General features: G+C 57.2%; 14 protein-coding genes. 6 read left to right on the top strand and 8 right to left on the bottom strand.

Annotated elements, in window-relative coordinates; all coding sequences use genetic code 11:
* Window positions 1-16 precede the first annotated feature (16 nt).
* On the top strand, window positions 17-2,488 hold the full coding sequence (locus ACFPDR_RS00210) for a TonB-dependent siderophore receptor (RefSeq protein ID WP_376910147.1): 2,472 nt from the start codon (window positions 17-19) through the stop codon (window positions 2,486-2,488).
* 185 nt (window positions 2,489-2,673) lie between these two features.
* Here ACFPDR_RS00210 and ssb read toward each other — a convergent pair whose 3' ends face one another.
* On the bottom strand, window positions 2,674-3,189 hold the full coding sequence (gene ssb, locus ACFPDR_RS00205; protein ID WP_035269622.1) for a single-stranded DNA-binding protein: 516 nt from the start codon (window positions 3,187-3,189) through the stop codon (window positions 2,674-2,676).
* Between the two features lie 259 nt (window positions 3,190-3,448).
* Window positions 3,449-4,660 (bottom strand): MFS transporter, encoded by a 1,212-nt coding sequence (locus ACFPDR_RS00200; protein ID WP_376910145.1) that lies wholly within the window; start codon window positions 4,658-4,660, stop codon window positions 3,449-3,451.
* A 111-nt stretch (window positions 4,661-4,771) separates the two neighbouring features.
* Here ACFPDR_RS00200 and uvrA point away from each other — a divergent pair, with 111 nt between their 5' ends.
* On the top strand, window positions 4,772-7,735 hold the full coding sequence (uvrA, locus tag ACFPDR_RS00195; protein WP_376911050.1) for an excinuclease ABC subunit UvrA: 2,964 nt from the start codon (window positions 4,772-4,774) through the stop codon (window positions 7,733-7,735).
* 150 nt (window positions 7,736-7,885) lie between these two features.
* On the opposite strand, the gene ACFPDR_RS00190 is transcribed toward uvrA, so the two are convergent.
* Genes ACFPDR_RS00190 through ACFPDR_RS00180 form a run of 3 tightly spaced genes read right to left on the bottom strand, consistent with a single transcriptional unit; the run spans window position 7,886 to window position 10,710 of the window.
* A complete protein-coding gene (locus tag ACFPDR_RS00190) occupies window positions 7,886-9,010 on the bottom strand; it encodes a deoxyguanosinetriphosphate triphosphohydrolase (protein WP_042485353.1) in 1,125 nt (374 codons plus the stop codon).
* Between the two features lie 5 nt (window positions 9,011-9,015).
* A complete protein-coding gene (aroB, locus tag ACFPDR_RS00185) occupies window positions 9,016-10,104 on the bottom strand; it encodes a 3-dehydroquinate synthase (RefSeq protein ID WP_109089335.1) in 1,089 nt (362 codons plus the stop codon).
* Window positions 10,105-10,710, bottom strand: coding sequence for a shikimate kinase (locus ACFPDR_RS00180; protein ID WP_376910144.1), 606 nt, complete (start codon window positions 10,708-10,710; stop codon window positions 10,105-10,107). It lies immediately after the preceding gene.
* Window positions 10,711-10,829: 119 nt separating this feature from the next.
* Here ACFPDR_RS00180 and ACFPDR_RS00175 point away from each other — a divergent pair, with 119 nt between their 5' ends.
* The 4 genes from ACFPDR_RS00175 (at window position 10,830) to ACFPDR_RS00160 (ending at window position 17,931) form a co-directional block, all read left to right on the top strand.
* The gene (locus ACFPDR_RS00175; RefSeq protein WP_035269617.1) at window positions 10,830-13,277 is read left to right on the top strand and encodes a penicillin-binding protein 1A; all 2,448 of its coding nucleotides are present in this window, start codon (window positions 10,830-10,832) and stop codon (window positions 13,275-13,277) included.
* A gap of 97 nt (window positions 13,278-13,374) precedes the next feature.
* On the top strand, window positions 13,375-13,509 hold the full coding sequence (gene lptM, locus ACFPDR_RS00170; RefSeq protein ID WP_080655585.1) for an LPS translocon maturation chaperone LptM: 135 nt from the start codon (window positions 13,375-13,377) through the stop codon (window positions 13,507-13,509).
* A 41-nt stretch (window positions 13,510-13,550) separates the two neighbouring features.
* Window positions 13,551-14,819, top strand: coding sequence for a diaminopimelate decarboxylase (gene lysA, locus ACFPDR_RS00165; RefSeq protein ID WP_376910143.1), 1,269 nt, complete (start codon window positions 13,551-13,553; stop codon window positions 14,817-14,819).
* 199 nt (window positions 14,820-15,018) lie between these two features.
* The gene (locus ACFPDR_RS00160) at window positions 15,019-17,931 is read left to right on the top strand and encodes an EAL domain-containing protein (protein ID WP_376910141.1); all 2,913 of its coding nucleotides are present in this window, start codon (window positions 15,019-15,021) and stop codon (window positions 17,929-17,931) included.
* A 666-nt stretch (window positions 17,932-18,597) separates the two neighbouring features.
* On the opposite strand, the gene ccsB is transcribed toward ACFPDR_RS00160, so the two are convergent.
* From ccsB to ACFPDR_RS00145, 3 genes are all read right to left on the bottom strand, one after another.
* Window positions 18,598-19,956: a c-type cytochrome biogenesis protein CcsB gene (gene ccsB / locus ACFPDR_RS00155; RefSeq protein WP_009459951.1), complete on the bottom strand. Its 1,359-nt coding sequence runs from the start codon at window positions 19,954-19,956 to the stop codon at window positions 18,598-18,600.
* A gap of 15 nt (window positions 19,957-19,971) precedes the next feature.
* Entirely contained in the window at window positions 19,972-22,014 is a 2,043-nt protein-coding gene (locus ACFPDR_RS00150) for a cytochrome c biogenesis protein ResB (RefSeq protein ID WP_035269614.1), read from the bottom strand.
* 226 nt (window positions 22,015-22,240) lie between these two features.
* Window positions 22,241-22,945: a c-type cytochrome gene (locus ACFPDR_RS00145; protein ID WP_026484814.1), complete on the bottom strand. Its 705-nt coding sequence runs from the start codon at window positions 22,943-22,945 to the stop codon at window positions 22,241-22,243.
* Between the last annotated feature and the right edge of the window lie 123 nt (window positions 22,946-23,068).

Raw genomic sequence — 23,068 nt, 5'->3', positions numbered from 1 at the left:
CCGGAAACCAAACACTATGTACACCCCTTCCCTGCACTCTCGCGGCACCTGCCAGCCGCGCCATACCTTGGCCCCCCTGGCCACTGCCATCCTGATCTCCTTGTTAGGTGTCCTGCCCCCCAGCTCCCTCGTATGGGCACAAGGGTCAGCGCAAAACAGCGGGCGCGCCATTAACATTCCTGCCGGGCCGTTGGGACCGGCTCTGGCACGTTACGCCCAGCACATGCAGGTGCTGCTCTCATTCCCTCCCTCCCAAACCGATGGCCTTCAGACCCCTGGCCTGCAAGGAATTCATAGCCTTGACGAGGGTTTTGCACAGCTCCTGAGTCAAACCCCCTTGCAGATTCAGCGGCAAACTGACGGCAGCTATACCCTGACGGACACTCCCAACGCCCCCATCACGCAACTGGGCACCGTTGTGGTGCGCGGTGCAGGCGATACCACGGAACATACAGGCTCCTATACAACTGACTGGATGCGCTCGGCCAACGGCCTGATTCTGACGCAACGCGATACTCCACAATCAACCAGCAGCCTGACCCGACAACAACTGGATGATCACGCGATGAGCAGCGTGCGCGACATTATGGAAAATGCCACCGGCATGAACGTGCAGCAAAGCGAAACTGACCGGCTCAGCTACTATTCACGCGGTTTCAAGATGGACACCATGCAGTTTGATGGTGTGGTCAAGCCGTTGGACGATACCTACCAGTTCGGAGATGGCAATCTGGATCCGATTATCTATGATCACGTAGAGATTATTCGCGGTGCAACGGGCCTGATGAGTGGTACCGGCAACCCAGGCGGCTCCATGAACTTCATCCGCAAACGTCCTGGCCGTGAGTTCCAGGGCACTATCCGCGCCATGGGCGGCAGCAACGATACCTACCGCGGCGAGCTGGATCTATCCTCTGCACTGAACGAGTCAGGCTCCTTGCGCGCCCGCCTGGTCGGTGCCAAAGAGCGAAGAGGCGATACGCTGGATTTTTATCGCAAAAAACGCGATGTTCTCTACGGCATTATCGAAGCCGACGTGGGTGAAGCCACCACCTTGAGCGCAGGTGTGTCCACTCAGCGTTCTCGTCCCAAAGGCGTTATGTGGGGTGGTTTGCCCATTTTTGACACCAATGGCGAGCAAGTCGATTGGGAGAAAGGGCAAACGGTCGGCGCCAAATGGACGACCTGGGATACCGACGCGACAGAATACTTTGCCTCGCTGGAGCACACATTTGCCAATGGCTGGGACGGCAGACTGTCCTATTCCAGGCTGAACAATGACTTTGATGCCTCCCTGTTGTTTGCCGCCGACTTTCCTGTCGATGCCAATACGGGCTTGCTATCCGGGACACCCACCCTGCGCAAATACAAAGGCGATAGCAAGCAAAATGTATATGGCGGCTCATTGACAGGGGATTTCGATCTGCTGGGAGCAAACCACGAGTTCAATCTGGGCTTCTCACACTCCAAATCTCGTAGTCAAACCAAGGGATGGAATTCTTCCGACCAGGCAAGCTATCCCATACCCAATATTCATGACTGGCACGGCAACTGGCCAGAACCTGTCTGGGATCAAGCCGTCTCCGATCAAATCCTGCGTACCACCCAGACGGGAATTTTCGGCACAACCCGCTTTAATTTGAGCGATGATCTGCACCTGCTCGCCGGGGCACGCTGGACACGCTGGGAAGCCGATGAGTACCGCTGGAACCAATGGACACCGGGCACCACCCCCATCATTCTGTCCCAGTCACAGCGCTACTCGGAAATAACACCGTATCTGGGCGTGACCTATGACCTGAATGACACTTATACGGTCTATGCCAGCTACACCAACATCTTCCAGCCCCAGATGTACAAGACCAAAGACTGGGAAATGACAGGGCCAGCGTACGGACACAACTACGAGGCAGGTATCAAAGCGTCCTACCTGGATGGACGCCTGAACGGATCGCTGGCTGTTTTCCAGACCAATCAGAAAGACGTGGCCGAGTACGGCGGCTTTGATGTCGCTCGTAACGAATCGTGGTACGAAATGCTGGATGGCACACGGACGCGGGGCGTGGAACTGGAACTGGCCGGCGAACTAAGCCCTGGCTGGAATGCCTTTATCGGCTATACCTACCGCGTGTCCAAGGACAACGAAGGGCGCAAGGTCCAGACTACGCAACCCGAACAAATGCTCAAGCTCAATACCACGTACCGATTGCCAGGCACCTTGAAGAACCTGGTGGTAGGAGCGGGAATACGTTGGCAAAGCCGCACCCATGCACAAGGCTATTACGGCGAACAGTCCGCATCGGTTGAACAAAAACCTTATGCCTTGTTCGATCTGATGGCGCAATACGACCTTGGCGAACGAACCCAGTTGCAGCTCAATGTGCGTAACCTGGCCGATAAACGCTATTACCGTGCCATTGGCTTTTACAACTCGGTATATTACGGCGAAGGACGCACTGCCTTGGCTACACTCACGCACCGTTTCTAATCGCAGTACGACAAGGCAGCCCATTCTGCCCCACTCTTGCGCCGCAGCGCCGCGCAGAGATGCATAAAAAACCCCGGTGAATTTTAAATTCGCCGGGGGTTTTTAGTATTGCCGAGCCAATCAACAGTTCAGGAAAGAGAGACCCTTTGTCCTGACAGGGCCAGGCCGAGCTTCATCTTGCCCAATTAGAACGGAATATCGTCATCCATATCGGCCAGATTGTCCGACATAGGAGCGTTATTACGTGGAGCCTGTTGTTGCTGCTGTTGTTGAGGCGCTGGGCGCTGAGCACGTTGCGGAGCTGGTGCACCACCGCCGCCACCGTATTCGCCACCACCCATGCTGCCACCGCCCATATCACCACCGTCACGGCCACCCAGCATTTGCATTTGCTCGGCAATGATTTCGGTCGTGAAACGCTCCTGACCGTCCTGACCTGTCCATTTACGGGTGCGCAGACGACCTTCTACGTAGACGGGACGACCTTTACGCAGGTACTCACCTGCAATTTCAGCCAGACGGTTGTAGAACACCACACGGTGCCATTCGGTTTCCTCACGGCGCTCGCCAGAGGTACGGTCTTTCCACTGCGAAGTCGTGGCAATGGAAATATTGCAGATGGCCGAGCCTTCTGCGCTGTAGCGTACTTCTGGGTCGCGGCCAAGATTGCCCACCAGAATGACTTTATTTACCGATGCCATGAAAAAATCCTGTAGTCAAAAATTCTAAATCAAGCCGTATTATCGTGGATTCGTGCCTTAATTAACACTCCCTCCCCGCTCCGGGAAGGGCAGTTTTATCCATGCCATCGATCCTGTTACGGCACCTTGAACGGCGTATATAGCTAAGCACCTGATGGTGTCACCTGTTCCGCCCAGCTCTTGATTCTTGCGGCCAATCCAGCCACTTTACTTGTTGCTGCCTGCCACGTCTTTGCACAAGCGTAACAGGCAATGCCTTTTAATATTTGTCTTTGAAACCACGCGCTGTCAGCAACCAGAGCAAAGCCAGGGCAGCGCCGGTCCACAAGACCCATTGAGTGAGCCCTCGCCCTGCCAGGATGCCGCCGATCAGGCCGCCGGCAAACACGCCCAGGGACTGAGAGGTGTTGTAAAAACCCAGCGCCAAACCTTTGTATTCTGGTGGCGCCACACGCGACACCAAGGAAGGCTGCAAGGCTTCCAGCACATTAAAGCCGATGAAGAAAAACGTCAGCGCGGCCACCATGGGAACCAGCGAATCGCGCGCCCATGGCATCACGGCCAGCACCACAATCAGCAGCAACACAGACAGTTCCAGCGCATGCTTGTGACGCTTGCGGGTCTCTGTCCAGAACACCGCAGGAACCATCAGCACAAAGGAAACCAGAATAACGGGCAGGTACACCTTCCACAAATCCTGAGTACCGTAGCCACCCAAGGTCGCCAGAATGCCCGGTACGACGATGAACAGGGACATCAGGATAAAGTGCAGACAGAACACGCCAAAGTTCAGGCGCAGCAAGTCCATATGACGCAACACCTGTCCGGCGGTAACCTGCACAATCGAGGCTGGTGCTTTAGGCGCGCTGGGCACAACAAAAGCGGCAATCAACAAGCAGACAAAGCCCAGCAAGCTGATAGCCCAGAACAGTCCCGACAAACCAAATTGCCCCACCAGCACTGGCGAGAGCACCAGCGATACGGCAAAAGACAGACCAATCGAGCCGCCCACCATGGCCATGGCGCGTGTACGTACTTCGGGGCGAGTGGAGTCGGCTACCCAGGCGGAAATGGCTGCTGACACCGCCCCCAGACCTTGAATACAGCGGCCTACCGTCACCCAGTCAATATTCTGGGCCAGCGCGGAGATGACCCCACCGATCACGAACAAGGCCATGCCGATCACGATAATCGGCCTGCGTCCAAAACGGTCCGATGCCATCCCCAAGGGAATCTGCAAGACAGCCTGCGTCAGACCATAGGCACCCAATGCCAGACCCACACGGGCGGCGTCGTTACCGCCGGGCAGGGAATGGGCTGCAACCGCAAAGACCGGGGTCAGCAAAAACAGACCCAGCATTCGACAGGCAAACAACAGGGCAAGCAGGATGCTGGCCTTGCGCTCTTGCTGAGTCAGACTCAGGCGCGCTGGGCGCGATCCGGCCGTATTCATGGTTTGGTGTGTACTCATTTAATACTCTGTCACAACTGGGCTAGCAGAGAGCCCGGATACCCGTTCACATAAATTCTGACGCAACGCGCTATAGTAGCAAGTTGCCTTTTGACAAGCCTAAATAAAGCGATGGAAGCCATCCGCATTCGTGGTGCCCGTACCCACAACCTGAAAAATGTCTCCGTAGACCTGCCACGCCACCAGTTGGTCGTGCTGACGGGGCTGTCCGGTTCTGGGAAATCCTCTCTTGCCTTCGACACTTTGTATGCCGAGGGCCAGCGGCGCTATGTGGAAAGCCTGTCCGCTTATGCACGTCAGTTTTTGCAACTGATGGACAAGCCAGATGTGGACTTGATCGAAGGTTTGTCGCCTGCCATCGCCATCGAGCAAAAGGCAGCAGGCCATAACCCGCGTTCCACCGTGGGAACCACTACTGAAATCCACGATTATTTGCGTCTATTGTACGCGCGCGTCGGCACTCCTTACTGCCCGGAACACCACTTGGCCCTGCAAGCTCATAGCGTGAGCCAGATGGTAGACCAGATTCTGCAATGGGAGCCTGAAACCCGCATTGCCGTACTGGCTCCCATGCATCGCGGTCTGGTGGGTGATCTGCAACTGGAGCTGCGAGGCCTGCAAGCCCAGGGCTTTGTGCGGGTACGGGTAGACGGCGAAATTTCCAGTATTGAAGATCTGCCTGCGCTTGATGCCCAGCAGGCGCACGATCTGGACCTGGTGATAGACCGGCTGCGTATCCGGCCCGATAGCCAGCAACGTCTGGCAGAAAGCCTGGAAACCGCCCTGTCCACCAGCAATGGCCGTTGTCTGGTGGTCAATCTGGACAATGGCGTGGAGCAGCCCTATTCCAGCCACTACGCCTGCCCGGTCTGTGACTATTCCCTGCCCGAGCTGGAGCCACGCCTGTTCAGCTTCAACAATCCGGCAGGTGCCTGCCCGGACTGTAGTGGCCTGGGGCAAGTAGATGTATTTGATCCCGAACGCGTGGTGGCCTTCCCGGAACTGAGTCTGGCGGGCGGTGCCATTGCGGGCTGGGACCGACGCAATGCCTTTACCTACACCTTGCTGACCAGTCTGGCGGCTCATTATCACTTTGATATAGAGGCTCCCTTCGAGTCTCTACCCGAAGAACTGCGCCGCACCGTGCTGTATGGCTCCGGCGCGGAGGAAATTCCCTTTCTCTATTTGAATGAGAAGGGCCGCACCACGGTAAAAACGCACCCATTTGAAGGGGTGATTCCGAATCTGCAGCGTCGCTGGGCGGAAACCGATTCCAGCGCCGTGCGCGAGGAACTGAACAAGCTGCGTCGCACCCAGACCTGCCCGGCCTGCCATGGCGCACGTCTGCGTCTGGAGGCACGCCACGTCCGCATTGGGGACGATCCCGTTCCCAGCCATGCGGGGTGCACGCATCATGCAGGCACCGCGTCTGCCAACCCAGCAGCCATCCATGTCGACACGCTGTCTGACCATGCTGCACAGTGCACGCAAACCAGCTCCACAACTCAGGGACAAGCCAAGGGTCTGGCCATTTATGAAGTCGAAGCCCTGGCTCTGTCTGACTGCCTGGCCTGGTTCGAGCGTCTGTCACTAACAGGCGCGAAAAAAGAAATTGCCGACCGCATCGTGCGTGAAATCCGCCTGCGGCTGGAGTTTCTGAATAATGTGGGTCTGAACTATCTGTCTCTGGACCGCAGCGCCGACACCATTTCTGGAGGCGAGGCCCAGCGTATTCGTCTGGCCAGCCAGATCGGCTCCGGCCTGACCGGCGTGATGTATGTGCTGGACGAGCCTTCCATTGGCCTGCACCAGCGCGACAACGACAAACTGATCCAGACCCTGCAACACCTGCGAGACCTGGGCAATAGCGTGATCGTGGTCGAGCACGACGAGGACATGATACGCACCGCCGACTATGTCATCGATATGGGCCCCGGCGCTGGCGAACATGGCGGTCAAATTACCGCTCAAGGTTCACCCGCAGATCTGGCCCAGAACCCTGACTCTCTGACCGGCCAGTACCTGTCCGGCAAGCGCCAGATTGCCATCCCCAAGCGTCGCCAGGTGGATGACAGCCTGAACTGGCTGCGTCTGTACGGTGCCAGCGGCAATAACCTGAAGTCTGTTGATTTGGCGATTCCGGCTGGGCGACTGGTCTGCATTACAGGCGTGTCCGGCTCAGGCAAGTCCACGCTGATCAACGACACGCTGGCAACCGCTTTCTCGCATTTGCTGCACCGTGCCCATGCCGAACCGGCGCCCTACGAGCGCATGGAAGGCCTGGAGCATTTCGACAAGATCATCAACGTCGATCAAACCCCGATTGGTCGTACCCCGCGCAGTAATCCGGCCACCTACACGGGCATGTTCACCGCCATTCGTGAGCTGTTCGCCAGCGTGCCAGAGGCACGTTTGCGCGGTTACGATCCAGGTCGCTTCTCCTTTAACGTCAAGGGCGGCCGCTGCGAAGCCTGCCAGGGCGACGGCGTGGTCAAGGTAGAGATGCACTTCCTGCCTGACGTGTATGTACCTTGTGACGTCTGCCAGGGCCGACGCTACAACCGCGAGACGCTGGATATTCGCTACCGTGGCCGCAATATCAGCGAAGTGCTGGACCTGACGGTTGAGCAAGCACTGGAATACTTTGATGCGGTCCCTGCCGTTGCGCGCAAACTGACTACCTTGATTGATGTGGGCCTGTCCTACATCCGCCTGGGTCAAAGCGCGACCACCCTGTCTGGTGGTGAAGCACAGCGAGTGAAATTGTCACTGGAACTGTCCAAACGCAGCACCGGCCAGACGCTGTACGTGCTGGACGAACCAACAACTGGTCTGCACTTTCAAGACATAGCTGTCCTGCTGGAAGTTCTGGACAAGCTGGTTGAGTCTGGCAATAGCGTGGTCGTGATTGAACACAATCTGGATGTGATCAAGACCGCAGACTGGATTGTGGACATGGGGCCGGAAGGCGGCCAGGGCGGTGGGCAGATTGTGGTGCAAGGCACCCCGGAGACGGTTGCCGCCTGTGAGCAAAGCCACACAGGGCGCTATTTAAAGCCTTTGCTGCAGCGCTAAAGACTGTCTCTCTTAAAAGGCCACTCTGTTCAGGCCCCAAACACCAAAAAATACGATTTTTTGGCGCTTTATCGATGAAGAAGAGCTCCTGAATAGCACACGGCTACTGGCAGATAGCAGATCGCGGGACTTATCCACAGGCTGCAAAACCTACATCTTGAAGATAGCGTCGTGCTCGCGAATAGCGTGGCGGTCCGTCATGCCAGCGATGTAATCAGCAATGGCACGGGCCTGAGCAATCGGGTCTTCACGGCGATGCTCCGCCGCCAGCAAACGAGGATCATCCAGAAAAGCGTGGAACAGTTCACGCACAATATTCTGCGCCTTGCTCATCATGCGCACCACCCTGTAGTGGCGATACAGATTCGCGTGCAAGAAGCGTTTGAGCTCATCAGCCTGCGCCCGCATCTCTGGCGAAAACCCGGCCAAACGAGGCAAATGGCGAATCGCATCCACGCTGTCAGGCCTATGCTCTTCCAGCTTGGCACGCGTGGTTTCCGTTAAATCCACCACTAGCGTGTTGATCATGCCGCGGATAATCTCCGCCACCAAACGTTGACCGCTCAAGCCCGGATATTGGGCCTGTACATGCTCGTAATGACTGTTGAACAGGCGCAGTTCCAGCAATTGTTCCAAGCGGATCAGACCGGAGCGCAAACCGTCATCAATATCGTGATTGTTGTAAGCAATTTCATCGGCCAGATTGGCCATTTGTGCTTCCAGCGATGGCTGGGTGCGATCAATAAAGCGCTGGCCCACCTCGCCCAACTCGCGAGCGTGCTTGAGCGAACAATGCTTCAAAATCCCCTCGCGGGTTTCAAAACACAGGTTCAAACCATTGAAGGCGGCGTAACGCTCTTCCAGCTCGTCCACGATACGCAGACTTTGCAGATTATGCTCAAAGCCCCCCGCCTCGGGGCGCAGGCTTTGCATGCAGCTGTTCAGGGTGTCCTGACCTGCGTGACCAAATGGGGTGTGGCCCAAATCATGGGCCAGGGAGATGGCTTCGATAAGATCTTCGTGCAAGCCCAGATTGCGGGCAATGGCCCGCGCCAGCTGAGCCACTTCCAGACTATGCGTCAATCGTGTTCGAAATAAATCACCTTCGTGGTTAATGAAAACCTGGGTCTTGTATTCCAGCAAACGAAAGGCATTGCAGTGAATAATCCGGTCACGGTCCCGCTGAAAGGCGTTACGGCCTTGGGGCGCTGCCTCTGCATAACGCCGACCGCGGGACTGTTCAGGGTGACAGGCATAAGCGGCAAGCATTTGCATAGGTTTTACTCCTGTTCCACCGTTGTAAAGCGGGCCAATGCCTGGCGCACCACATCAGGCGCGACCGCCTGCACCTTGGCATGGCCTAATTTATCCAGCAACACAAAGCGCAGCTGGCCACCTTCATTTTTCTTGTCCACCTGCATCAATTCCAGCCAGCGATCCGCAGGCCATTGTGGTGGTGTGATCGGGCATCCGCTGGCTTGCACCAGGGCTTTGATACGGGCCACATCCTGAGCCGGCAAGCCACAAACCAGGGCGGATAGCTCGGCAGCCATGATCATGCCGCAGCCCACGGCTTCGCCATGCAGCCATTGGCCGTAGCCCATGCCGGACTCGATCGCGTGACCAAAAGTGTGACCAAAATTCAAAATAGCGCGCAAGCCAGATTCGCGTTCATCCTGGGAAACGACTTCAGCCTTGACCTCGCAAGAGCGGCGAATCGCATAGACGATTTGCTCTTGTGCCAACGTGCGCATGGGATCAATCTGCTCTTCACACCAGTTGAAGAAATCCAGATCGTAAATCATGCCGTATTTGATGACTTCAGCCAGACCGGCGGAAATCTCTCGCGCAGGCAAAGTCTTGAGTACGTCCGTGTCCACTTCCACGGCGATAGGCTGGTAGAACGCGCCCACCATATTCTTGCCCAGCGGGTGGTTGATGGCCGTCTTGCCGCCTACTGAGGAGTCCACCTGCGCCAGCAAAGTCGTAGGCACTTGCACAAAACGCACCCCACGCATGAAGCAGGCTGCGGCAAAACCGGCCATATCGCCAATAACGCCACCGCCCAAGGCCACGATCAGGGCCTTGCGATCCAGGTGACCACCCAGCAGCGCATCAAAAATCAGGTTCAGGGATTCCCAGTTCTTGTAGGCTTCGCCATCGGGCAGCTCGATCACATGGACAGGCTTGTCCGTTGCGGCCAGGGCTTTCTTCACAGGCGCCAGGTACAAGGCCGCCACCGTAGGATTGGTGACGATGGCAATGGCAGACGTATCGGCTGGCACCGTGTCTGCAAGCTGCGCCAGACGCCCGGCGGCGATGTGGATGGGATAAGCGCCACCCTGGGCGTCAACATGCACTACAGACATTTAGCAACCTCGTTCTTTCAACAGGGACAATAAGTGGCGCACCGCATGATGGACTGGCGCCGAGCCAGTTTCAAAGCGGACATCTGCCACTTCTTCATAGAGGGGTTCGCGCGCTTGCAACAGTTCCTGGATGCGGGCGCGTGGGTCCGCTGTTTGCAGCAGCGGCCGATTACGGTCTCGGGCCACACGGCGGTACAGCTCGTCTACGGTGGCGCACAAGTACACTACGATACCGCGATCTTTGATGATCTGGCGATTGGCCTCGGACAAAATGGCCCCGCCTCCCGTTGCCAGCACAATTCCGGTCTGGCGCGAACAAATATCGAGCACCGCAGATTCACGTTTGCGGAACCCTTGCTCGCCTTCGAACTCAAAGATAGTGGACACTCGCACGCCGCTACGGGCTTCCAGCTCGTGGTCCAGGTCCATAAACTCGCGCTTGAGTTCCCGCGCCAATTGGCGACCAATGGTCGTTTTACCGGCTCCCATCATGCCTACCAAAATAATGGGGCGTGGGCCAGTCTGTTGTAAATGGAGCAGCTCGGCGTCTGTTAAGGGATCAGGATGTTCTACAGGCATCAGCTCAGCGGGTAAAGAGTGGTTCATTTGTGTATTATCCCATTAGCCTTCCCTAAGCACAGTCCGCTTGCTTAGTATTATTTTGTTACATTGATACTTGGTTTGAGGCCCAGTCCTGCTGCGTTTGGACTTTAAAATCAGCCCTAATGAGTTCCTCTTCCCGCTCCCCCAATTCTAAACCCGAGCAAAGCTCCGGTTCCTGGCTTGCCCGCCTCATCATCAAGACCTCGGTCTTTTTTGTGGGGCTTGGTCTGTGTGCCGTCCTGCTCGGGTCGCTTGCGCTGGCTTTGGCCTGGCCAAACCTGCCTGACCTTAGCGCCATGATCGACTACCGCCCCCGAGTGCCGCTGCGCATTTACACGGCGGATAAGGTGTTGATCGGCGAATTTGGTGAAGAACGCCGCAATGTGTTGCGTTTTGACGAAATTCCCGATGTCATGAAATCGGCGATTCTGGCGGCCGAAGACGATCGTTTCTACCAGCACGGCGGTATTGACTGGATGGGTGTTGGCCGCGCTGCCTTGGCCAATATGACCCATATGTCCAAGACCCAGGGGGCCAGTACGATCACCATGCAGGTAGCGCGTAACTTCTACCTGTCATCGGAAAAGACCTATACCCGCAAGTTCTACGAACTGCTGCTGACCTTCAAGATTGAAGCCACGCTAACCAAAGACCAGATCCTGGATCTGTACATGAACCAGATCTATCTGGGCCATCGTGCTTATGGTTTTGCCGCAGCCTCACGAACGTATCTGGGCAAGCAACTGGGCGAAATCACCACAGCAGAAGCCGCCATGCTGGCCGGTATTCCCAAAGCCCCCTCGCGCTTCAACCCCATTGCCAACTTCGAGCGTGCCAAAACTCGCCAAGCCTATGTGCTGGGCCGCATGCGTACCCTGGGCTACATCACTGAGCAGGAATACCAGGACGCGATGGCACAGGAAATCGTCGTGAAATCGGCTCTGGGTACGCCTGCAGGTGGCTACGCCATCCACGGTGAATACGCAGCTGAACTGGCTCGCCAACTGCTGTACGGCGTCTACCAGGACAATGTGTACTCGCGCGGCTTCAATATCTACACCACGATCAAGTCCACCGACCAGGAAGCGGCTTACCTGGCCGTACGCAACGGTATTCTGGATTACACCCGTCGTGCTCCTTACACCGGCCCGCAAGGCCAGGTGGATCTGCCTGCCGGTATTGAAAACGATCACGCCCAGCTGGACTCCATTCTGGATGACTTGCAGGACAAGTACCCCGACACAGGCGACTTGCTGACCGGTGTGGTGCTCGATGCCAGCCCCAACCAGATTCGCGTGGCCCGTACCGCCCAGCAAATTATTGATGTCAACGACAAGCGCGCCCTGAAGATTGTCGCTCGTGGCCTGGTGAAAAACGCCAAGGCAGACGTGCGCATTCAGCGCGGTTCCGTGGTCTATCTGTTCCGCAATGGCGATTACTGGGAAGTGATCAATATGCCTGCGGTGCAAGCGGCTTTTGTGTCGGTACGCCCGCAAGACGGCGCTATCCAAGCCATGGTGGGCGGTTTCCACTTCTCGGACGGGAAGTTCAACCGCGTCACGCAAGCCTGGCGTCAACCCGGCTCGGCCTTCAAGCCCTTCATCTACGCCTCCTCGCTAGAGCGCGGTCTGACTCCGGCCACGCAGATTTCAGACGAACCTTTTGTTCTGACCGCGGCCCAGACCGGCTCCAAGCCCTGGACACCCAAGAACTACGGTCGCACCTACGAGCCCATGCTGACCATGCGCCAAGGTTTGTATAAATCCAAAAACATGGTGTCCATCCGTATCATGCAGGCCGTCGGTCCCAAGTATGTGCAGGAATACGTGACCCGCTTTGGTTTCGACAAAGCCCGTCAACCCGCCGTGCTGCCACTGGCTCTGGGCGCCGGTAGCGTAACGCCTCTACAAATGGCCGGTGCCTACTCGGTCTTTGCCAATGGCGGTTACCGCACCGAGCCCTACCTGATCGATTACGTAACCGACAGCACCAACAAAGTCATCATGCGTGCCAAGCCCATTGTGGCCGGTGATGCGGCTGCCCGTGCCATCGACGCCCGTACAGCTTACGTCATGAACGATTTGCTGCGCGGTGTGGCAACTTCCGGTACCGGTGCCCGCTCCTCGCGCGAATTGAAGCGTACGGACATTGGTGGCAAGACAGGGACCACCAACGATTCCCAGGACGCCTGGTTTGCCGGTTACACGCCAGATCTGGTTGGTATTGCCTGGATGGGCTTTGACAAGCCACGCAGCCTGGGTTCGGGTGAAACCGGCGGTGGTGCTTCCATGCCTATCTGGATCAACTACATGCGCGCCGCGCTCAAAGACAAGCCTATCGTGCCTCCAGGCCCCATGCCTTCCGGCCTGTCGCGCATCAACGGGGACTTCTACTTTGACGAATTCCCACCCGGACAAGCGATTGCCCGTGTTGGTCTGCCCGCCCCAGGTGACGGTGCCCTACAACAAGGCGGTAGCGATCAAAGCGATGGTATTGGCGACCTGCTGCGGCAACTGGACTCTGACTCCGGTTCTTCGGGCACGCAAGCCCAGCCCTTCGTCCCCTTCTAAATCCAGTACCCAAACGCCGGCCTAGCCGGCGTTTTTTTATGCTTTGTCCCTCACAATGGCATAATGTTCTGCATTGTCTGCACTAGCTCAACACCTTATGAACAAACTACGTTCCTCCCGCCTGCTGGCCTTGCTGGCACTTAGCGTTTTTCTTAGCGCTTGCGGCTACAAAGGCCCCTTGTACCACCCTCCTGCGCAGGAAGCAGCGGACGCCCAAACAGCGCCGCGCTGATTTCCGCCCTGCTCGCTTAACCTCTGTTATTTGACGACACCATGACCGTTGCACCTCACTTCCAATTTCAGAACAACACGCTGCACGCCGAGCAAGTCCCCCTGAACAAGCTGGCTGAAGAATTCGGCACCCCTCTATATGTGTATTCCCGCCAAGCCTTGCGCGACGCCTGGGAGTCCTATCGAGTGGCAGGTCAAGACCGCAAGTTGTTGGTGTGCTATGGCATGAAGGCCAACTCCAATCTGGCCATTCTGCAAGAATTCGCCCGTCTGGGTACCGGCTTTGACATCGTCTCGGGCGGTGAACTGGCCCGTGTCATCGCCGCCGGTGGCGATCCAGGCAAAGTGGTGTTCTCCGGTGTCGGCAAACAGGTTTGGGAAATTGAAGCCGCCCTGAAAGCAGGCGTGAAGTGCTTTAACGTCGAATCCGAAGGCGAGCTGGAGCGCGTTGCACAGGTTGCTGAACGCATGAATGTGAAAGCGCCTGTTTCCTTACGCGTGAATCCGGACGTGGATGCTCGCACCCATCCCTACATTTCCACCGGCCTGAAAGACAACAAATTCGGCGTGCCTATTGATCAGGCTCCCCGCATCTATGCACGCGCCCAAGAGCTGCCCAGCCTGAATATTGTGGGTGTGGATTGCCATATCGGCTCGCAGATTACCGAAGTCAGCCCCTATCTGGATGCGCTGGACAAGCTGATCAAGCTGATCCTGGCCCTGAAAGAGCAAGGCGTGAACCTGACTCATCTGGATTTGGGCGGTGGTCTGGGCATTCGCTACACCGACGAAACCCTGGTGACCCCCACTCAGCTGCTGACCGAAGTGTTTGCCGCTCTGGACAAGAACGGCCTTAGCCATCTGGAAATCGTGCTGGAACCCGGCCGTTCCATGGTGGGCAATGCCGGTGTGCTGCTCAGCCGCGTGGAATACCTCAAGCATGGCGAGACCAAAAACTTCGCCATCATTGATGCCGCCATGAACGACTTGATTCGTCCCACTCTGTACGACGCCTGGCACGGCGTGGAAGCGGTAGAGCCTCGTCCAGTGACCGAGTCCACTCCCCGCTACGATCTGGTTGGCCCCATCTGCGAAAGCGGTGACTGGCTGGCTCGTGACCGTCAGCTGGATCTGAAACAGGACGATCTGGTCGCCATCATGTCCGCCGGTGCCTACGCCTTTACCATGGCCAGCCAGTACAACACCCGCCCCCGTGCGGCTGAAATTCTGGTCGACGGCGATCAGGTTCATGTGATCCGCCCCCGCGAAAGCCTGGAAAGTTTGTTTGCCACCGAACGATTGCTCCCTTAAAGGCGGGCAAGAATGCAGGTAACAACCATTCAGCCTTAAAGAACTCTCGAATCTGACCGTAAAACAGGCCGGGACTGCGCTGCCATCAGCAGGCATCGCAGTCCCGGCCTGTTGCGTCCTGTCCTAGCCGGGAACGCACAGATTTCGCTGTCAGTGGCCAGACAGTTCGATGGTAAGCGCTGGAGGCTGTACCACCATCATGACCACCCCAGGGATACCGACACACGGCTTTGAGCCTGTTACTTCGGCCAGCGAGCGCCTGATTCGCGGCTTGAGTCTTTACGTCATCCCTTTGTTTCTGATCATGCTCACTTTATGGGCATTACTGTTCCTGCCGAATCGCTACCCTACCGTTCCCGGTCAAAGTTTGGGCATTCAGGCGCTGGCCAGCCAGCAAGAGCATGCGGATCCAGAGTTACTGACGCAATTGGAAAATGCCCCGACCCGGCAACGATTGCACCTGAGCGAGCCCCATTGGCTGCTGCTGACCCTGCCCGCCCCCTTCCCCCAGCAGGACCAGGTCCTGCACTTTCCGGCCTCCCCGATTTCCTCGCTGCACTGCCAAGACGCCCGCAGCGGCCAAGCCCTGCGTAACAGTGAGCTGGACCCGCCTACCCCGCTGTCACCCGCCCCGGTAAAAAGCTACACCCTGGAATTGGGCCAGGCGAACCACCCCGACACCGTGCTGTGCCGTGTCGAGACCTCCCGCCCCACCCTCCTGCAAGCTCAGCTCTGGGCCAGCGCTGACGTCACCAACTCCTCGATCCGTCTTAGCCGTGGCATAGGGCTGCTGGAAGGCGGCTTGCTGACCATGGCCATGTTCATGCTGGTGCTGGCCGCCACCAACCGCGCCTGGATCTACCTGCTGCTGTCAGTCTGGCTGATTGGCAACCTGCGCCTGGGTTCGATGGCCATGGGCTGGGATACCCAGTGGCTAGGCCAGATTCTGCCCTCGCAGTACATGCCGGTGCTGCGTCAGGTGACCATCGCCTGCTACTTCATCCTGAGCTATTCCCTGTTCACGGTATTGCTGGGCAACTCGATTACCACCGCCCGCCTGCAACGCTTGCTGCCTACGGTGGGCATACTGGGCCTGATCCTGTTACCCGTGTCCCTGCTGGCCCCGGCGTCCGTGTTCCAGCCCGTCATGTGGGTCAGCACCATCTACGCGCTGTGCTGCGTCTCTGCCGTGCTGCTGTCCGTCCTCCTGCACACCCGCTCGCGCATCTTGCTCTGGCAACTAGTGCTGCTCAGCATGGCCCTGTGCATGCTGATTTCAGCCATCTTTCTGGTGGCCTTTGGTCGCTCCAGCTTTGTAGAGAACTTCAACGGCGTCATCGCCTTCCTGCTCTCCAACCTGATGGTGGCCCTGGCCGTGGGTGAACGCTTGCGAGAAGACCGCAGCGAATCCCTGCGCGCCCGTAACGAACTCATGGCCCACTACCTGCTGACCCCTGTCGGCATGTTCACCCTGAACGAATCCGGCGTTTTTCTGCGCATCAGCCCCATTCTGGCGCGCATGCTCAACATAGACGCAGACCCGAACGAAAGCACCATTCACTGGACCAATTTCTTTCCCGAACAAGACTGGAAAGCTGTCGCCCAAAGCACACAACATGGTCAGGACGTGACCATTACCTACTACGACGCCGATGCCCAGCCCTGCCAATTTGCCTTGCGTGTGGCCATCGTCAATCAGTGCATCGAAGGATCTCTGCAAGACATCACCGCCCGTGCCGAGACCTACCGCCAACTGCGCCTGATGGCCGACAACGATCCGGTTACCAATGTCCTGAACCAGCGCGGTATCGAAAAAGCACTGGACGGCCTGCTCAGCCGCAGCCAGGACGACAAACCCTGCCTGCTGGCCTATCTGGACCTGAACCACATCAAATATGTGAACGGCACCTTCGGCCATTCCTCGGGCGATGCCCTGCTGCTGAAAGTCTGCGAGCAACTGGAATCCGTCCTGCGCAGCAAAGACAAGATTGGCCGCATCGGCAGCGACGAATTTGTCATCATCTTTGAAGACTGCGAACCCGACCAGGCTCGCACTCTGGCCAATAGCGTGCTGGAATCGCTGAACAAAAGCCCCTTGCTGGCTGGCAACCGCAGTTTCAACCTGCGCAGCACACTGGGGCTGGTCGAAGTCGCCCCCGGCATGGCTCCGCAAGAAGCCATCTCCGCCGCCAGCCGAGCTGCCCGCGACGCCCGCCGCCTGCATCAGGACATGATTATCTACGGGCAGGACTCCAACGTCCTGCAAGAACACGCCGAAGAACTACGTTTATTTGAAGAGCTGGAAGGTGGCTCTTCTCGCGCGCTATACCTGGAAATGCAGCCTATCGCTGCCTTGCGTCGCCCCATGGACAGCCTGAACTTCGAGGCCTTGCTGCGCGTGCGCGACTCCTCTGGCCAGCTCATCCCTACCGGCCGCATCATCGCAGCAGCAGAAGAAAGCGGCACCATCACCATCATCGATAAATGGGTGTTCTCCGCCACCCTGGAATGGATGTCCAAACACGAAGCTCAGTTGAGCAAGACCCAATGGGTCACCATCAACCTGAGCGGCGTGTCCCTGAACGACGACACCTTCATCAAATGGCTCTTCGACATCCTGGCCCGATTCGAACACCTGGCCCGCCGACTGTGTGTAGAAATCACCGAAGGCGTCGCGCTGGACGACCTGGAGCACACACGTAATTTCATGCGTCGCCTGCAGAAAATGGGCGTACGCATCGCACTGGATGACTTTGGAGCGGGGTACACCTCCTTCTCCTACCTGCGCGAACTGCCCGCCGACGCCATCAAGATCGACGGTGCCCTGATTTGCGACATGCTGAAGAAAGAAACCAACGTCGCCATCGTCCGCACTATCGTTGAACTGGCTAACAACCTAGGCATGATCAGCATCGCCGAATGGGTAGAAGACGTCCCCACCCTGAAAGCCCTCCAAGAACTGGGCGTGGACTACGTACAAGGCTTCATCATCTCCAAAGCCTGCACCCCCGCAGACCTACTCAAAGCCCAAGCCATGACCGACCTGGTCAACGACCCGGCAGCCCGCCAGTTCCTGCTCGAATCCCAGGACAAATTCCCGCCCGCCATGTAATTCAAATAGCTATCCAAGGCCCACAGAGGGCCTGACTACTCAACAAGAAGAAATAGGCGAATCCAGCTTCCAGGCCCCGCTTCGAATCAACCGTAGCGTGCAACGCAAGCTCGAACATGGCTAGGGCAATAGAGGTATTTTCATTGCCAACCTGCAGACCTATCAAATCAAAGGGCACTCACAGGCGGACAAGCCTGTATTGAACCCAGCTCTGGAACGCAGGTAAGGGTGACTCATAAATAAACACTGTGAGCCGCTGGTGTGCGGGTCGGGGTGTTGGGGCGATTCAGAGTGCTTGCCGCGGGCGGAGTATGGCGTAGGGATGCAAGCACCGTTCTGTTCGCGCCCGACGCTTGTTGAGTGTCCGGGGGACACTCAACCGGGCAAGTTAACGGTGCGCCCGTAGCCATACTTCGACAAGGGCACCGGTGCGCAGCACCGGCAAGCGCTCAAGCCCCGACACCCCGGCCCGCACACCAGCGGCGTCTCCCAGAGCTTATGCCCCCCCAAAGCACCATTCAAGCCCCTACCAGGCATCCGCCCCTAACAGGACAAGTAAACAGCCACAAAAAAACCCGAGTCCGGCACTCAGCCAAACTCGGGTTTCTCAATCCTAAAACCGCCATTCTGAAGCCCAAACACAAGCACCCCAAAACAGCAAAAACCTTACAGCTCCCCGTAGGAATGCAGCCCCGACAAGAACATATTCACGCCCAGGAACGCAAAGCTGGTAATCAGCAGCCCACCCAGCGCCCAATACGCTGCCATCGTGCCACGCAGCCCTTTAAGCAAGCGCAAGTGCAACCAAGCCGCATAGTTCAGCCACACAATCAAAGCCCAAGTCTCTTTCGGGTCCCACTGCCAGTAAGTGCCCCAAGCATCAGCGGCCCACAAAGCCCCCAACACCGTTGCCACCGTAAAGAAGGCAAAACCCACCGCAATCGCCCGGTACATGATGTCATCAAGCACCTCCAGCGAAGGCAGTTTGCGCGAAATCGGACCACGGAAATACAGAATCGTACCCACGATCACGCTACCGATACCGAAATACAGCATCCAGGTAGGCGACAACTCGCGCGAGCCAAAAATCATGGGCTCGGCACACAGAATCGCACCCAGCAAAAACACTGGAATCAGCTTGGCACGCGAACGCGTCTCGCCATTTTCCTTAACCAGATACGCAAAACCCACCATGGCCGCCAACGAGAACGTACCGTAACCAATAAAGTTGGCCGGCACGTGCAGCTTCATCCACCAGCTTTTCAGCGCAGGCACCAAAGGCTGGATCTGGTGTGCATCACGCGTGAAGGAATACCACAGCAGGAAAATAACCAGCGAACTGATCGCCAACAGCACAAAGCCACCCAAGGCACGCGTGTTGTAACGACGCTCGTAATACATGTAGAACAAGGCCGTAATCAGCGCCAGCAGCACAAACACTTCATACAGATTGCTGACCGGGATATGACCGATGTCCGGACCCAACAAGTGGCCTTCGCGCCAGCGCACCAGCAAACCGGTCATCCCGGCATAGATCGCCGCCCAGGTCAGCCCCGACCCCATCCAGGCCGCCGTATTGCTGAAAAAACCAGCCCAGTACATCACCGTAGCCAGAATGAACAGCGCGCACATCCACAAAATGGCGGACTGGGAAGAGAACAAATACTTCAGCAGAAAAACCGAATCGGCCTTTTCAATATCGCCGGTGCCCAAACCATCACCCGTGCTGTACAGCCAGACCGCCAGCAAAGCCGTCAAACCAGACAACACCAGCAGCGTGCGCAGCGGACGCCACAACCACCCCAGCCAAGCCACAAACGGCACAAAAGCAACCAGAATGATCTTCTCGTAGTAATCCATACTGGTGCTGTACACATTGAGCGCATACGCCGCACCCAAAGCCAGTGCCACCAGAAACAGCACATCCGTCCAGTCCGGACGGCCACGGATACCGCGCCGGTCACCACTGGAAGCGATATTGTCTTGCCACATCGAGGGAGTGGCCGAAGAAAGGGTCTGCGCCATAGTAGCTACACCTTGTCAGACAGATAGCCGGTTGAACGCCGCTTTAAGGCGATCAAACTCGAGGTTAAAGTCCAAGTTGCGACGTTGAGATGTCATGGCAGCCATGACACTGCTGCCTTGGTTGTGAGGGCGAATCCAGACCCACACACGGCGATCCCGGATATAGAACATCGAGAACACGCCAATAATCAGAAACAAGCAACCCAAGTACACAATGTACATGCCTGGGCTGCGCGCCACCTGGAATACGCTGGCCTGAACTTGCTCAAAGCTGTCCAAGGTCAACATAACCGGTGCCGGGTAATCAGGCAGGTTGGCAAACGCCAGTACAGCAGACTGAATCCAGCGATTGGCATCGCTATTTTCCTGACTGTAATCCAACTCCGGCAAACCTTGTTGCTGCCTGATCAAGTCACGCAATTCCGACAGTGTGAACTGAATCATGGGAATTGCAAAACCCAGAATACGCTCGCGCTCGGCCTCGGGGACACGGCTGATCAAGCCATCAAAACCGGCACGCACAAACGTCTGCAAAGCGGTTCTGGATGCAGAGAGCATCAGCTCTTTTTGCTCGGGCGACGAAGAGTTACGCTCGGCAAAGCGCTCGGCCGCCTGGGTCACCAGGGCCTCGTTCTGCGTGGCCGCACGCAAATCCATGAATTCCTTCAAGGACCCCTTGTCGTCAGCCGGGAAACGCACATAGCGAAACGGCTCGGCGGGCGAGAAACGCATACCTGCCAGAAACACCAGGGTGCCATCCAGCTCCACCGGCAGCATGTAGTTCACAAACTCGCGGGACTGGCCCTGATCGTCGATCAAGCGATAGTTCACGCTGGGGCCGACGTTCTTCAGATGCTGATCTTTCTTGTTGGCAGCGCTACCAGTAACCGCGGCTACGTGTTCAATCATGGCCTTGGGCTGAGGATCACCCTCAGTCAGGTTCTCCACGTTGATGGGGCGCAGCTCGGTCAACTGAACCGTCAAAGCATGTTCGTTGGGGCTTTCCTGGGCCGCAATGCCCACGGTTTCGCCCACTTTGCCATTTAGCGCAAAGGTCTTGGAACCAGGGCCTACCAAGGGATAGCCCTTCAGGCTGAGAATACTGCCGCCATCGTCAAAACCGGACTGGTAAACCGTGACACCCTTGTAGCGCAGCGGCTCGTTCACCTCGATGGTGCGCTCGAACGTATCGCCCGTGACGGGATCGGTAACTTCCACTTCACTCTTGAAGCTGCTGGGCATGCCGGTTGAGTAGTACTCCACCAGGAAACGCTTGAGTTCCAGGGCAAAAGGCAAGGGCTGAATCAGGACGCCTTCACCGGAATTGACCACGGCAGTAGCCGTACGGGCCCCCTCTGGCACCAGCATATTGGCGCGGAAGCTAGGATTGCCCAAGCCAAGTCGACCCGACTCGGGCACCTGGGAAATCAGCATGTTTTCAGTAATGGGCTGTTTGCCACCCAGCCACACTTGCAGGCGCACGGGCAATTCGCTGTCGAGCAGGCCGCCCACACAGATCACCACAATCGCCAAGTGGGCAAAAATGTAACCCAGCTTGTTGGCGCTGCCCTTCTTGGCCGCCATCATCATGCTGCCGTCGTCATCCTGACGCACGCGCACGGCGTAACCCTGGGACTGCAACCAGCCTTGCACCTGCTCGCGATTATGTTCGGGAGCACCGGCGCTTTCCAGTTCAACACGGTGGGGAAAGGCTTTCAGACTGCCGCCGCGCACATGCTCTTTGAACGTGCGCATTTCACGGATCATCTTGGGGGCATTACGAATGACGCACAGCGTGGTCGAGACCACCAGAAACGTCATGATGACCATGAACCAGCCACTGTTATAGATGGACCAGATCGAGAAATGGTCGAAAAATTCAAACCAGTACGGCCCGAATTGATCGATATACGTATTGGCCGGCTGATTTTGCGCCAGAACAGTGCCGATCAGACTAGCTACGCAAATGAACATCAGCAAGCTGATGGCAAAGCGCATCGAACCGAGCAATTCCAGAAAATCGGCCGCAAAGCGACGTACGGGGGATACTTTTTTCACAAAGGCTAGCTTAGGAGGTGGGGGGTTTCACCGGAAACATCCAGACTTTGAACGCAGAACGCGCACAAAGTTCGATCGCTGGACAAAACACCAACACGAGACCCGGCCCAAATCGGCACTGCCCGTTGTTAAGGCTCCCAAACTGCCATGACTATCAGGAAGCTGGGGCCAAAAAGCGAATGTCAGGCTTCAGACAGTCAGGGGGCCAATGGCCCCCTTGGACTGATTAACGCAGGCCAGCTGCGAAATCTGACACGGCTGCAATGTCGGCGTCCGACATGCGATCCGCGATGTCATGCATCATCGGGCCATTGGCACGGTCGCCGCTGCGGAACAATTTGAGCTGTTCGGCAATGTAGGCAGGGTGCTGGCCAGCCAGACGGGGGAACTGACCGGGCATACCAGCGCCATCAGGCGAGTGGCAAGCGGCACAGGCCGCAACACCGCGCTCGGGCAAACCGCCGCGCCAGATCTTCTGGCCACGTTCCATGGTGTCTTCTTTGGTAGCGTTAGCTGCCTGATCCCAGTTCACGGGCTGTTGGGACAGGAAGAAAGCCACGTTTTGCATGTCTTCTTCGGTCATGCCGGCAGCAATGGCGGTCATCAGGCTGTTGGCGCCTTCAGGGCCGCGACGGGAAGGCACAGACTTCTCGTCCTTGGCACGGAAATCGTGCAGCTGCTTGACCAGGTACTCGTACGGCTGGTGAGCCAGCGACGGGTTGACCGGAATAATGCTGTTGCCGCCATCCCCGTGACAGGTCACACAGGCCAGCACGCCACGCGACATCTCACCTTGCAGGTAGAGCTGCTCGCCTTTGGCGGCATCTGGCTTGGGCAGACCAGCTGCATTGGCCACGTTAGCGGTAAAAACCACAGAGCAAGCCATCGTCAGGCTGCTTGCGATAACGACTCGGGAAAGCGCACGCTTCATTTGGACCTCGATAATCGCGAATCAATCGGGGTGCCGCATGCGCCCCGCAAAAGCCACCGTAAGCCGCTGGTCAGTACCCAGTGGACTACGACATTACTGTTTCAAATCGAGAGATTATACAAT

It is taken from the genome of Alcaligenes sp. GCM10023179 (assembly GCF_042653705.1).
In the GTDB taxonomy this organism is placed as follows: domain Bacteria; phylum Pseudomonadota; class Gammaproteobacteria; order Burkholderiales; family Burkholderiaceae_B; genus Alcaligenes; species Alcaligenes phenolicus.
This window is presented reverse-complemented; position numbering and strand designations above follow the sequence as displayed.

Coding starts and splice junctions, on each gene's coding strand:
- ACFPDR_RS00190 (WP_042485353.1), bottom strand. CDS start 9,010: ATGCAAATGCTTGCCGCTTATGCCTGTCACCCTGAACAGTCCCGCGGT.
- ACFPDR_RS00180 (WP_376910144.1), bottom strand. CDS start 10,710: ATGAACCACTCTTTACCCGCTGAGCTGATGCCTGTAGAACATCCTGAT.
- ccsB (WP_009459951.1), bottom strand. CDS start 19,956: ATGGCGCAGACCCTTTCTTCGGCCACTCCCTCGATGTGGCAAGACAAT.
- ACFPDR_RS00210 (WP_376910147.1), top strand. CDS start 17: ATGTACACCCCTTCCCTGCACTCTCGCGGCACCTGCCAGCCGCGCCAT.
- ACFPDR_RS00175 (WP_035269617.1), top strand. CDS start 10,830: ATGAGTTCCTCTTCCCGCTCCCCCAATTCTAAACCCGAGCAAAGCTCC.
- ssb (WP_035269622.1), bottom strand. CDS start 3,189: ATGGCATCGGTAAATAAAGTCATTCTGGTGGGCAATCTTGGCCGCGAC.
- ACFPDR_RS00145 (WP_026484814.1), bottom strand. CDS start 22,945: ATGAAGCGTGCGCTTTCCCGAGTCGTTATCGCAAGCAGCCTGACGATG.
- aroB (WP_109089335.1), bottom strand. CDS start 10,104: ATGTCTGTAGTGCATGTTGACGCCCAGGGTGGCGCTTATCCCATCCAC.
- ACFPDR_RS00200 (WP_376910145.1), bottom strand. CDS start 4,660: ATGAGTACACACCAAACCATGAATACGGCCGGATCGCGCCCAGCGCGC.
- lysA (WP_376910143.1), top strand. CDS start 13,551: ATGACCGTTGCACCTCACTTCCAATTTCAGAACAACACGCTGCACGCC.
- ACFPDR_RS00160 (WP_376910141.1), top strand. CDS start 15,019: ATGACCACCCCAGGGATACCGACACACGGCTTTGAGCCTGTTACTTCG.
- uvrA (WP_376911050.1), top strand. CDS start 4,772: ATGGAAGCCATCCGCATTCGTGGTGCCCGTACCCACAACCTGAAAAAT.
- lptM (WP_080655585.1), top strand. CDS start 13,375: ATGAACAAACTACGTTCCTCCCGCCTGCTGGCCTTGCTGGCACTTAGC.